The 12,216-nt window shown below is 71.4% G+C and carries 12 protein-coding genes; 8 read left to right on the top strand and 4 right to left on the bottom strand.

Features of this window, described 5'->3' with window-relative positions; genetic code table 11:
* Positions 1 to 23 precede the first annotated feature (23 nt).
* The gene (locus F4554_RS18045; protein ID WP_179788655.1) at positions 24 to 1,901 is read left to right on the top strand and encodes an AMP-dependent synthetase/ligase; all 1,878 of its coding nucleotides are present in this window, start codon (positions 24 to 26) and stop codon (positions 1,899 to 1,901) included.
* Between the two features lie 53 nt (positions 1,902 to 1,954).
* Positions 1,955 to 3,211 (top strand): radical SAM family heme chaperone HemW, encoded by a 1,257-nt coding sequence (hemW, locus tag F4554_RS18040; RefSeq protein WP_179788654.1) that lies wholly within the window; start codon positions 1,955 to 1,957, stop codon positions 3,209 to 3,211.
* 13 nt (positions 3,212 to 3,224) lie between these two features.
* Here the strand turns inward: hemW and F4554_RS32290 are convergent, their stop codons facing one another.
* The 3 genes from F4554_RS32290 to F4554_RS18025 form a co-directional block, all read right to left on the bottom strand.
* Positions 3,225 to 3,764 (bottom strand): DUF4870 domain-containing protein, encoded by a 540-nt coding sequence (locus F4554_RS32290; protein WP_238341330.1) that lies wholly within the window; start codon positions 3,762 to 3,764, stop codon positions 3,225 to 3,227.
* 240 nt (positions 3,765 to 4,004) lie between these two features.
* On the bottom strand, positions 4,005 to 4,856 hold the full coding sequence (locus F4554_RS18030) for a DUF3097 domain-containing protein (protein ID WP_179788653.1): 852 nt from the start codon (positions 4,854 to 4,856) through the stop codon (positions 4,005 to 4,007).
* A gap of 91 nt (positions 4,857 to 4,947) precedes the next feature.
* Entirely contained in the window at positions 4,948 to 5,871 is a 924-nt protein-coding gene (locus tag F4554_RS18025) for an MBL fold metallo-hydrolase (RefSeq protein ID WP_179788652.1), read from the bottom strand.
* 247 nt (positions 5,872 to 6,118) lie between these two features.
* Between F4554_RS18025 and hrcA the strand changes: the two genes are divergently transcribed.
* The 6 genes from hrcA (at position 6,119) to F4554_RS17995 (ending at position 11,772) form a co-directional block, all read left to right on the top strand.
* Entirely contained in the window at positions 6,119 to 7,138 is a 1,020-nt protein-coding gene (gene hrcA / locus F4554_RS18020; protein WP_179788651.1) for a heat-inducible transcriptional repressor HrcA, read from the top strand.
* 38 nt (positions 7,139 to 7,176) lie between these two features.
* Positions 7,177 to 8,310, top strand: coding sequence for a molecular chaperone DnaJ (dnaJ, locus tag F4554_RS18015; RefSeq protein WP_179788650.1), 1,134 nt, complete (start codon positions 7,177 to 7,179; stop codon positions 8,308 to 8,310).
* A 35-nt stretch (positions 8,311 to 8,345) separates the two neighbouring features.
* A complete protein-coding gene (locus F4554_RS18010) occupies positions 8,346 to 8,699 on the top strand; it encodes an HIT domain-containing protein (RefSeq protein ID WP_179788649.1) in 354 nt (117 codons plus the stop codon).
* A 175-nt stretch (positions 8,700 to 8,874) separates the two neighbouring features.
* Positions 8,875 to 9,906: a PhoH family protein gene (locus F4554_RS18005; protein WP_179788648.1), complete on the top strand. Its 1,032-nt coding sequence runs from the start codon at positions 8,875 to 8,877 to the stop codon at positions 9,904 to 9,906.
* A gap of 85 nt (positions 9,907 to 9,991) precedes the next feature.
* Positions 9,992 to 10,462 carry an rRNA maturation RNase YbeY gene (gene ybeY / locus F4554_RS18000; protein WP_179788647.1) on the top strand — a complete coding sequence of 157 codons (471 nt, stop codon included), beginning with the start codon at positions 9,992 to 9,994 and terminating at the stop codon, positions 10,460 to 10,462.
* Positions 10,459 to 11,772 carry a hemolysin family protein gene (locus tag F4554_RS17995; RefSeq protein WP_179788646.1) on the top strand — a complete coding sequence of 438 codons (1,314 nt, stop codon included), beginning with the start codon at positions 10,459 to 10,461 and terminating at the stop codon, positions 11,770 to 11,772. Before ybeY ends, F4554_RS17995 begins: the two co-directional genes overlap by 4 nt.
* A 51-nt stretch (positions 11,773 to 11,823) precedes the next feature.
* Here the strand turns inward: F4554_RS17995 and F4554_RS17990 are convergent, their stop codons facing one another.
* Positions 11,824 to 12,207: a VOC family protein gene (locus F4554_RS17990; protein WP_179788645.1), complete on the bottom strand. Its 384-nt coding sequence runs from the start codon at positions 12,205 to 12,207 to the stop codon at positions 11,824 to 11,826.
* Between the last annotated feature and the right edge of the window lie 9 nt (positions 12,208 to 12,216).

The raw sequence follows: 12,216 nt of genomic DNA, 5'->3' as shown, positions 1-12,216 counted from the left end.
CCTCACCGAGGTGGAGGCCCGCCATGTCCAGTGACCTGCTCTGGGGGAGCAACCCAGGCGACGTAGACCAGTTCAAGGTCGACAACCGCGCGTCCACCGTGGCCGAGCTGATCCTGCACCGGTTCGAGTCGACCCCGGACGCCGAGGCCTTTCGTTACCCGTCCGACGGCGGCTGGGAGTCGGTCACCTGGGGACAGACCGGAGAGCGCGTACGCCGGCTCGCCGCCGGTCTGATCTCCCTCGGCATCGAGCCCGAGCAGCGGGTGGCGATCGCCTCCAGCACGCGCTACGAGTGGGTGCTGGCCGACTTCGCGATCATGTGCGCGGGCGCGGCCACCACGACGATCTACCCCACCACCACGCCTGACGAGGTGAGCTACATCCTCGGCGACTCCGGCAGCCGGGTGGTCTTCGTCGAGGACGACGAGCAGCTGAAGAAGATCCGCGAGCACCGGGCGGAGCTGCCCGACATCGCCTGGCTGGTGACGTTCGCCGACGGCGCCGACACAGCCGGCGGGGCCGGTTACGGCGGCGACGCCGACAACCTGCTGACCCTCGCCGAGCTGGAGGAGCGCGGCGCGGCGCATCTCGCCGAGCAGCCCGACGCCATCGAGAAGGCCGTTTCCACGATCGGGCCGGACAGCCTGGCCACGCTCATCTACACCTCGGGCACCACCGGCCGGCCGAAGGGCGTACGCCTCACCCACGACTGCTGGACCTACGAGGGCGCGGCCATCGACGCGGTGCGGATCCTGGGTCCGGAGGACCTGCAGTACCTCTGGCTGCCGCTGGCCCACTCCTTCGGCAAGGTGCTGCTGTCGGCGCAGGTGCAGATCGGCTTCGCCACCGCGATCGACGGCCGGGTGGACAAGATCATCGAGAACGTCGCCGTCGTCCGGCCGACCTTCATGGGCGCCGCGCCACGGATCTTCGAGAAGGCGTACGGCCGGATCACCTCCACGATCGAGCACGAGGGCGGCCCGAAGGCGGCGCTGTTCCACTGGGCGATCGGCGTCGGCCGCCGGGTGTCGGAGCTGCGCCAGAAGGGCACCGAGCCGTCCGGCGTACTCGCCCTGCAGCACAAGGTCGCCGACCGGCTGGTGTTCGCCAAGATCCGGGACCGGTTCGGCGGGCGGCTGCGGTTCTTCGTCTCCGGTTCGGCCGCGCTCAGCCAGCACCTGTCGGAGTGGTTCCACGCCGCCGGGATCCTGATCATCGAGGGGTACGGCCTGACCGAGACCAGCGCCGGCACCTGCGTCAACCTGCCCGGACGGTTCCGGTTCGGCACCGTCGGCCCGGCGTTCCCCGGCACGCAGCTGCGGATCGCGCACGACGGCGAGGTGCTGGTCAAGGGCCCCGGCGTGATGCGGGGCTACCAGGGGATGCCCGAACTGTCCGACGAGGTGCTCGACCCCGACGGCTGGTTCCACACCGGCGACATCGGCCAGCTCGACGAGCTGGGCATGCTGCGCATCACCGACCGCAAGAAGGACCTGTTCAAGACGTCCAACGGCAAGTACGTCGCACCGCAGGCGATCGAGACGATGTTCAAGGCGCTGTGCCCGTACGCCAGCCAGGTCGTGGTGCACGGCGAGGGCCGGACGTTCTGCTCGGCCCTGGTGACCCTGGACGAGGACTCCATCCTCGGCTGGGCGCGCGAGGCCGGGCTGGAGGGGCGCAGCTACGAGGAGATCGCCGCCTCCGACCAGGCCCGGGAGATGGTGCAGGGATACGTCGACCAGCTCAACGCCCGGCTCAACCGCTGGGAGACCATCAAGAAGTTCGCGATCCTCGACCACGACCTCACCGTCGACGACGGCGAGATGACCCCGAGCCTGAAGCTCAAGCGCCGGGTGGTGGAGACGCGGTACGCCGACGTCCTGGACGCCTTCTACTCGTGACCGTACCTGTGACCGTGACCGTGCCCGTGACCGACGACTGATTGCCCGAGACCGTGCCTTCCATCCTGCCCGACGGTGAACCCGCGCCGGCCGACGGCGCGTTGCCGCCGGCCGCGCTGGAGGGTGCGGCCGAACGGGCCTTCGGGGTCTACGTCCACGTGCCGTTCTGTGTGACTCGTTGCGGCTACTGCGACTTCAACACCTACACCGCCGAAGAGCTCGGCCCGGCTCCCGGCGCGTCCCGGGCGACGTACGCGCAGGCGGCGATCGGCGAGGTCCGGCTGGCCCGCCGGGTGCTGTCGGCGCCGACCGCGCCGGTCTCGACGGTCTTCGTCGGCGGTGGCACCCCCACCCTGCTCCCGCCCGCTGACCTCGGCGCCGTCCTGCGCGCGGTGGAGGACGAGTTCGGCCTCGCGCCGGATGCCGAGGTGACCACGGAGGCGAACCCGGAGTCGGTCGACCGGCGCTACCTCGACGAGTTGCGTGCGCAGGGCTTCAACCGGATCTCGTTCGGCATGCAGAGCGCCCGCCCGCACGTGCTGGCGACCCTCGAGCGCCGGCACACCCCGGGCCGGCCGCAGGCGTGCGTTGCCGAGGCCCGGGCAGCCGGGTTCGACCACGTCAACCTGGACCTGATCTACGGCGCGCCGGGGGAGTCCGACGACGACTGGCAGGCCAGCCTGGACGCGGCGGTCGCGGCCGGCCCCGACCACGTGTCGGCGTACGCGCTGATCGTGGAGGACGGCACTCGCCTCGCCGCGCAGATCCGGCGCGGCGTGCTCACCGCACCGGACGACGACGTGCTCGCCGACCGTTACCTGCGGGCGGAGGAGACGCTGAGTGCGGCGGGCTTCTCGTGGTACGAGGTCTCCAACTGGGCGCGCGAGGAGTCCGCGCGGTGCCGGCACAACCTGCTGTACTGGACCGGCGGCGACTGGTGGGGGATCGGCCCCGGTGCGCACAGCCACGTGGGCGGGGTCCGGTGGTGGAACGCCAAGCACCCCGCCGCCTACGCCGAACGCCTGGCCAGGGGTGTGAGTCCCGCGCAGGCGCGGGAGGTGCTGGACGCGCAGACCCGCATGGTCGAACGCGTCATGCTGGAGCTGCGCCTGTCCGGCGGACTGGACCTGGGCGTCCTGGACGAGGTGGGGGAGGCGGCGGCTGGGCGGGCCGCGGCGGACGGGCTGGTGGTGGCCGAGGAGCTGGCGGCCGGCCGGGTCGTCCTCACCCTGCGCGGGCGGCTGCTCGCCGACGCGGTGGTCAGGGACCTGCTCGGCTGGGGCAGCGACCTGGTGTCAAGCGCGAGTTGACAACTGTCAGGCGTCACTTGACGAAGCGGATGTTCACCGGGTAGCGGTACCACTCGCCACGACGGGCGGCCACGCTGGCGAGAATCACCAGCACGACGTAGGCGATCCCGATGAACGGCAGCAGCACCAGACCGATCACCACGATGACGAGCAGGCCCGCGACGGCGGCCGCCAGCAGCGTGGTGAGCTGGAAGTTCAGTGACTCGACCGCGTGATATCGGACGTACGCCGAGTCCTTTCCCTTGGCCAGCAACACGATCAGCGGGCAGAGGAAGCCGAGGGCGACGTAGGCGGCGACGAAACTGCCCAGGTGGGCCGCGAACGCCCAGTTGCGCTCCTCCTCGACCGTCATGGCACCCGCACCCGCCGACGGCTGCTGAGGTGGAGACGGCGTGAATGCGCCGGGCTCCGGAGACGGCGTGGGTGTCACACCCGGCTCCGGCATGGGCGGCGGTGTCGTACCGGCCTCCGGCGAGGGGGACGGCGTGCGGCCAGGCTCCGGCGTGGGTGGCGGCGTTCCGTTGCCCGGCCGGTGTTCCTCGTGCTGGCTCATGTCGGCCTCCTTACCCGATCCCCGGGTGTCCTCACCGAGCTGCCGGTGGCGCCGACGGAGCCCCGCCGTGGGCTCGCCGAGTGGGCCGCCGCACGTGCGCAGGGTCGACCCCGGCGCTCTTCGTCCAGCCTGTCACGCCCGGGCCGGAAGCGGCACCGACGTGTCGGACGAATGCGTCGGACCCTCCGGCCGGTACGACGTCGACGGGTTGGATACGGCGGCGATGGATCCATGCGGGGCTCAGTCGGCGTCGACGGTCACGAAGTCGATGAGGTGCTCGACCCGGCCGAGCAGGGCGGGTTCGAGGTCGCGGAAGTCGCGGACCGTGCCCAGGATCTGCTTCCACGCCCGGGCGATGTCGGCCTGGTCGTCGTGCGGCCGGCCGAGGGCGGCGCAGATGCCATGCTTCCACGACGTCTGCCGGGGAATGTCGGGCCAGCGGTCCAGTCCGACCCGCTCAGGGCGTACGGCCGCCCAGATGTCCACGAACGGGTGCCCGACCACGAGGACGTGGGCGCCGTATGGCCCACGAGCCACCTCCTCGGCGATCCGGCTCTCCTTGCTGCCGGGGACCAGGTGGTCGACCAGGACCCCGAGCCGGCGACGCGGCTCGGGCCGGAACTCCGCCACGACGGCGGCCAGGTCGTCCACGCCCTCGAGGTACTCCACGGCGACGCCCTCGATCCGCAGGTCGTCGCCCCACACCTTCTCGATCAGCTCGGCGTCGTGGCGGCCCTCGACGTAGATCCGGCTGGCCCGGGCGACCCTCGGCCGGGAGTTGCGGACCGCGATCGACCCGGACGCCGTGCGCGCGGGCCCGGTGGCCGGTGCGGCCTTCGGCCGCCGGATCGCGACCGGCTTCCCCTCCAGCCAGAACCCCGGACCGTACGGATAGCTACGCCGCGCCCCGCCCCGGTCCTCCAGCACCACGAGGTCGCGTTCGATCGCGACCACCGCACCACAGAAGCCGGTGGTGGCGTCCTCGAGCACCATGTCGGGCTCGGCGTCCACCTCGACCGTCCGGCCGAGCTTCGGCGCCCGCCAGTCGGTGTTCAGGACGTCCTGCGGATAGCGATCACCAGGTCCGGCCATGATCGGTGAGCGTAGCGGCGGACCGGCTCGCGGGCGGGGAACGCCACGCCTGTCCGCCGGCCTCGTTCGTCGTACGCCCGACGTCGTCCGGCTACTGCCCCAGCAGGGGGAGCGAACGCCTGCCCGGCCCGGGTCCGGGGCCGGCCGGCCCGGCCGTCGGGACGCCGGACTCCCGCAGGTGCCGGTAACCCCGGTGAACCGCCTCGGCCAGCCGCTCGGCGGGGTAGGGCCACTCCGCCGCGGCCAGCGCCTCGGCCTCCGGCACACCCTCCTGGGCCAACCGGCGGATCGTCTCCGCGACGGCGGTGACGTCGCCGAACTGCGCGGTCACGAACGCCTGGTCCACCACGGCGCCGTGCCCCGGCACCACCACCGACGCCGGAGTGAGCAGGCCGGTGAACACCTCCAGCGTGGACGGCCACTCCAGCGGGAACGAGTCGTCGCCGTACGCCGGCGGCCCGGACTCCTCCACCAGGTCGCCGGCGAACACGATGTCGGCGTCCGGCAACCGGACCGACACGTCGCCGTCGGTGTGGCCACGGCCGGGGTGGACGAGCTCGACCACCCGGTCGCCGAGGTCGACGACGGACACCGAGGCGAACGTGCGGTTCGGCGGGGTCAGCACGAGCTCGGCCATGTCCTGCTCCCACTCCGGGGAACGGCGGGCGAGGGCGGCACGTGCCTCCTCGCCCCGCTCGGCCAGCGCGCCGGGCACCGTCTCGTGTCCGTAGATCGCCGCGTCGGCGAACCGTTGGTTACCGAACGTGTGGTCGAAGTGCCAGTGGGTGTCGACGACCCAGCGGACCGGCAGGTCGGACAGCCTGGCCAGGTCGGCGCGGAGTTCGTCCGCTTCGCGGGGACCGCCGCGGGTGTCCACGACGAGTAGCCCGTCGGCGCCCACGACCACACCCACAGTGACGTCGAACGAGGGGTAGCGCCGGGTGAAGCAGCCGGGCCCGATCTCGGTCCAGCTCTCGGGTCGGCTCCGGGTCCGAGAGGCTTCGGGGACATTCACGCCCACAGCATCCCATTGGCGTGGTCAGCACAAGGTGGCCGTGTCGCCGTAGACTGGCACTCAGGTTCGGCGAGTGCCAGTCTGGTGCCGGTCCAAGATCCGTTCGGACGGCGCACTCGCGCGTGGGCTCGTCGAGGTGGCGGGCCCACTGCCGCGCCAGGACGGCGCGGGCCGGGTACCGTCCGAACCACCGCAGCAGTACGTCAGGACACGTGGGAACGCGCCAGGACGAGGGAGGCCGAAGCCAATGCTCGACGACCGGAAGTTGGCCGTCCTCCGCGCGATCGTCGAGGACTACGTCCACACCGAGGAGCCGGTCGGTTCGAAGGCGCTGGTCGACCGGCACAACCTGGGCGTCTCCCCGGCGACCGTGCGCAACGACATGGCCGCGCTGGAGGAGGAGGGCTACATCGCCCAGCCGCACACCAGCGCCGGCCGGATCCCGACCGACAAGGGCTACCGCCTGTTCGTCGACCGGCTGACCACGATCAAGCCGATGTCGAGCGCCGAACGCCGCGCCATCTCGGCGTTCCTGGAGGGCGCGATCGACCTGGACGACGTGGTGCACCGCACGGTGCGCCTGCTCGCCCAGATCACCCGGCAGGTCGCGGTCGTTCAGTACCCCACGCTCACCCGTTCCACGGTGCGTCATGTGGAACTCGTCACGTTGTCCTCCAGCCGGCTGCTGATCGTCCTGATCACCAGCACCGGCCGGGTCGAGCAGCGGGTGGTCGACGTGGGCACCACGGTGGCCGACGAGTTCCTGCGGGACGTCCGGGCCCGGCTGAACGCCGCGGTCGCCGGGCGGGCACTCACCGACGCCGCCGCGGCGGTCGCCGACCTGCCGGACGCGTTCGAGGTGTCGGTACGCCCGCAGATCACCACCATCGTGTCGACGTTCCTCGAGACCGTCGCCGAGCGCACCGAGGGCCGGATCGCGGTGAGCGGTACGGCCAATCTCATCCCGTTCGGCGCGGAGTTCCACACCTCCATCCGGCCGGTGCTGGAGGCGCTGGAGGAGCAGGTCGTCCTGCTCCGCCTGATCGGTGAGGCCACCGGCCCGTCCGGGTTCACCGTCCGGATCGGCCACGAGAACCCCATCGTCGAACTCTCCACGGCCTCTGTGGTCACCACCGGCTATGGTCCTGGGGACGAGGCCGTCGCCAATCTCGGGGTGGTCGGGCCCACCCGAATGGACTACCCGGGCACCATGGGAGCGGTTCGCGCCGTAGCCCGCTATGTCAGCCAGATCCTCGCAGGGGAATGATCCGAGGGAATGAGTAAGTGCCGAAGGCATCCCAGAGCATGAGCCAGGACTACTACGAGCTCCTCGGCGTCCGACGCGACGCCTCCGCGGAGGAGATCAAGAAGGCCTACCGTCGGCTGGCGCGCACGCTGCACCCAGACGTCAACCCCGACCCGGAGACGCAGGAGCGGTTCAAGGAGGTCACCCGCGCGTACGAGGTCCTGTCGGACCCGAAGAAGCGCGAGGTGTACGACCTGGGCGGCGACCCGATGGCGTCCGGTGCGGGTCAGGGCGCGGGCTTCGGTCCGGGCTTCTCGTTCACCGACATCATGGACGCGTTCTTCGGCTCGTCCGGCACCCGTGGGCCGCGTCCGCGCACCCGGCGTGGCCAGGACGCGCTGCTGCGGCTGCCGGTCGACCTGGCCGAGGCGGTGTTCGGCGCGGTCAAGGAGATCCAGGTCGACACCGCCGTGGTGTGCCAGAGCTGCCAGGGCGGCGGCGCCGCTCCCGGCACGTCGCCGACCACCTGCACGGTGTGTGAGGGGCGCGGCGAGGTCAACTCCGTCCAGCGCTCGTTCCTCGGCCAGGTGATGACCACCCGGCCGTGCCCGCGCTGCCAGGGATTCGGCACGATCATCCCCAACCCCTGCCCGGAGTGCGCGGGGGAGGGCCGGGTGCTGTCCCGCCGTACGCTCGCGGTCAAGATCCCGGCCGGCGTCGACGACGGCACCCGCATCCAGCTGTCCGGCCAGGGCGAGGTGGGGCCCGGTGGCGGCCCGGCCGGCGACCTGTACGTCGAGATCCAGGTCGAGCCGCACGAGGTGTGGAGCCGGCACGGCAACGACCTGCACTGCACCGTCAAGCTGCCGATGACCGCCGCCGCGCTCGGCACCACGATCAGCCTGGACACGCTGGACGAGGACTCCGTCGAGGTGGAGGCCAAGCCGGGCACCCAGTCCGGCCACGAGCTGGTGATCCCCGGCCGCGGCGTGCCTCACCTGTCCGGTGGCTCCCGCCGCGGTGACCTGGTGGTGCACGTGGTGGTGGATACCCCGACCCGGATCGACCACGCCCAGCGGGAGCTGCTCACCGAGCTGGCCCGGCTGCGCGGCGAGGAGAAGGCCAGCGGGCAGGTCACCTCCGAGCGGCGGGGCGGGGTGTTCTCCCGCATCCGCGACGCCTTCAACGGCTGAAGCGAACAACCGAACCCGATGGAGGGGAGTCCGGCGTGACGAGTGACGCCGACTGCGTGTTCTGCCGCATCGTGGCCGGGGAGATCCCGGCGGAGGTGGTGCGCGAGACCGAGCGCACGCTGGCCTTCCCCGACGTGAGCCCGCAGGCGCCGGTGCACGTGCTGGTGATCTCCAAGGACCACCGGGCCGACCTCGACGCGGTGGTCGCCGCCGACCCCGAGCTGGCCGGTGAGCTGCTGCGCGAGTGTGCCGCGGTGGCCGACCAGTTGGGCGTACGCGAGGGCGGTTACCGCGTGGTCACCAACATCGGCGCCGGGGGCGGCCAGGGCGTGTTCCACTGCCACCTGCACGTGCTGGCCGGCCGGCAGATGTCCGACGCGCTCGGCTAGCCGGCGGCCCGGACCCCACGTCCGGCCGACCTGCCTCGAGGGCGATCCGCGCCCAGGGACAGACCGGGCATCTCGCCCACAGCGGAAATACCAGTCCCGGTTCCGGCCGGGCAGAGCTACGATGAACGACGTTTCGAGCGTCGGGACACCTAAGGAGGGGCCGAACAGGCCGCCCATGGCGCAGACCAGCCCCACACAGACCAAGATCGTCGTACCCTCGAGCATCTCGATGGTGAGCCTGCTCGGCCCGCGTGATGAGTTTCTCCGGGTGGCCGAGAAGGAGTTCGACGCGCAGATCCACGTCCGCGGCAACGAGATCACGGTGACCGCGGCACCGGAGGAGCGCATCCTCGTCGAGCAGCTCTTCGACGAGCTGGTCGCCATCGTCCGTTCCGGGCACGGCCTGACCTCCGACGCGGTGGAGCGCAGCGTGGCGATGCTGCGGACCCGCGACGCCGAACGCCCCACCGACGTGCTCACCCTCAACATCCTGTCCAACCGCGGCCGCACGATCCGGCCCAAGACGGTCGGGCAGAAGCGCTACGTCGACGCGATCGACCAGCACACGGTGATCTTCTCCATCGGCCCGGCCGGCACCGGCAAGACCTACCTCGCCATGGCGAAGGCGGTCCAGGCGCTGCAGGCCAAGCAGGTCAACCGGATCATCCTCACCCGGCCGGCGGTCGAGGCCGGCGAGCGGCTGGGCTTCCTGCCGGGCACGCTGTCGGAGAAGATCGACCCCTACCTCCGGCCGCTGTACGACGCGCTGCACGACATGATCGACCCCGACTCGATCCCGCGGCTGCTGACCGCCGGGACGATCGAGGTCGCGCCGCTCGCCTACATGCGCGGCCGCACCCTCAACGACGCGTTCATCATCCTGGACGAGGCACAGAACACCTCGCCGGAGCAGATGAAGATGTTCCTCACCCGCCTGGGCTTCGGCTCCAAGATGGTGGTGACCGGCGACGTCACCCAGATCGACCTGCCGGGTGGCACCTCGTCGGGGCTGAAGGTCGTGCACGACATCCTCGACGGGCTCGACGACGTGCACTTCAGCACGCTCGGCGCCCACGACGTCGTACGCCACAAGCTGGTGGGCCGGATCGTCGCCGCCTACGACGCCTACGAGGCCAAGCGCTCCACGGACACCGGCGGCCGGCCGGTCGAGGTCGGCCGGCGCCAGCCCGCGCCGCGGCGGCCCTGATCGGCTCTCCGATCGGCCGCCGCCCGCGCACCCGTCGACGCCACCGAGATTCCGCCACCATCGCGAAGGCACCTGTGAAGCGCCCATGAGCATTGACATCGCCAACGAGTCCGGCGCCGAGGTCGACGAACGCGAGCTGTCCCGGCTCGCCCGCTTCGTCCTGGACCGGATGCGCCTGCACCCGCAGGCGGAGCTGTCGGTCGTCCTCGTCGACGAGGAGACGATGGCCGAGCACCACGTGCGGTGGATGGACGAGCCCGGCCCGACCGACGTCCTCGCGTTCCCGATGGACGAGCTGCGGCCCGGCCGGGAGGGCGAGGACCCGCCGATCGGGCTGCTGGGCGACGTGGTGTTGTGCCCGCAGGTCGCCGAGCGCCAGGCGAAGGACGCCGGTCACTCCACCGAGGACGAGTTGCAGTTGCTCGCCACGCACGGGATCCTGCACCTGCTGGGGTACGACCACGCCGAGCCCGAGGAGCATCAGGAGATGTTCGGCCTGCAAGCCCGCCTGCTGGCGGAGTGGCAACCGCATCGTGGGGCGGGCGACAGCGGATGACCGGTGACGTCTGGCTGGTCGTCCTGGCCGCCGTCCTGGTCCTCGTCGCCGGGTTCCTCGCCTCTGCCGAGGCTGCCCTGTCGGCGTTCTCCAAGTCACGGGCCGACGGTCTGGTCGCGGCCGGCCGACGTGGTGCGGACCGGGTACGCATGCTGGTCGAGGACCGCGCGTCGTACCTCAACACCGCGCTGTTCCTACGGCTGGTCTGCGAGCTGACCGCCACGGTGCTGGTCGCCGACGTGCTGTTCGGCGTCATCCACGCGACCTGGGCGGCGATCCTGGCCACCGCCGGGGTGATGATCCTGGTGTCGTACGTCGTCGTCGGCGTGGCGCCGCGCACGGTCGGCCGCCAGCACCCCGACCGGGTGGCACTGATGACCGCGCCGTCGGTGATCGCGCTGACCCGGGTGCTCGGCCCGCTGCCGAAGCTGCTGATCCTGCTCGGTAACGCCCTCACCCCGGGCAAGGGCTTTCGCGAGGGTCCGTTCGCCACGGAGGCCGAGCTGCGCGAGCTGGTCGACATCGCCGAGGCGAGCCGGGTGATCGAGTCCGGCGAGCGGGAGATGATCCACTCGGTGTTCGAGCTGGGCGACACCATCGTGCGCGAGGTGATGGTGCCCCGTACCGACATCGTGGTCATCGAACGCAACAAGACCCTGCGCCAGCTGATGTCGCTCGCCCTGCGCAGCGGCTTCTCCCGGATCCCCGTCATCGGGGAGAACCTCGACGACGTGGTGGGCGTGGCCTACCTCAAGGACGTCACCCAGCGGGTCTACGACAACCGCCAGGCCGAGACCACCGAACGCGTGGAGCAGGTGATGCGCCCGCCGGCGTTCGTACCCGACTCCAAGCCCGTCGACGGCCTGCTGCGGGAGATGCAGCAGCAGCGCACCCACCTCGCGATCGTCCTGGACGAGTACGGCGGCACCGCCGGTCTGGTCACGATCGAGGACATCCTGGAGGAGATCGTCGGCGAGATCACCGACGAGTACGACGTTGCGCCGCGGGCGGTCGAACGCCTCGGCAGTGGCGCGGTGCGGGTCAGCTCCCGGCTGCCGATCCACGAGCTCGGTGAGCTGTTCGACCTGGAGCTGGACGACGAGGACGTGGACAGCGTCGGCGGCCTGATGGCCAAGCACCTGGACCGGGTGCCGATCCCGGGGGCGAAGGTCGCCGTGGAGGGCCTGCAGCTGCTGGCCGAGGGCCCGGTCGGCCGGCGCAACCGGATCCCGACCATCCTGGTCACCCGGGTGGACGAGCGCTCCTGGGACGAGGCCAAGCAGAACGCCGAGGAGCGCACCTCCTCCTGACCGGGCGCCGGTGCTCCCGCTTCCGGGCGGCGCCGCCGCGCTCCCCGGGGGTCAGCCGACCCGGGTCGGCGGGCGTTCGCTGGTGAGCGCGAGGTTGTTGCCGTCGGGGTCGCGGAAGAAGGCCATCCACAGCTCGGTGACCTCGTCCCGGTGGACCAGGTGCGGCCCGTCGAGGAACTCCACGCCGCGCCCGCTCAGCCGGGCGTGTTCGGCGTCGAGGTCGTCGACCCGGAAGTAGAGCGTCACCCGCCCGGCGAAGTCCGGCGTCTCCGGGACGCCGAGGTAGAGGCGTACGTCACCCGACTGGAAGAACGCCATCGGCTGCCCGGGCACCCGGAACAGGAACGGGATCTGGAGGACGTCGCGGTAGAACTCCACCGACCGGTCGACGTCACCGACGCTGATGTGCACCTGGGACAGTGGTCCGACTGACATGGCCGCTCC

Origin of the sequence: Actinopolymorpha rutila, from assembly GCF_013407855.1 — a bacterium.
In the GTDB taxonomy this organism is placed as follows: domain Bacteria; phylum Actinomycetota; class Actinomycetes; order Propionibacteriales; family Actinopolymorphaceae; genus Actinopolymorpha; species Actinopolymorpha rutila.
Note: the sequence above shows the minus strand (reverse complement) of the source record. Positions and strands in the feature narration are given on the sequence as shown.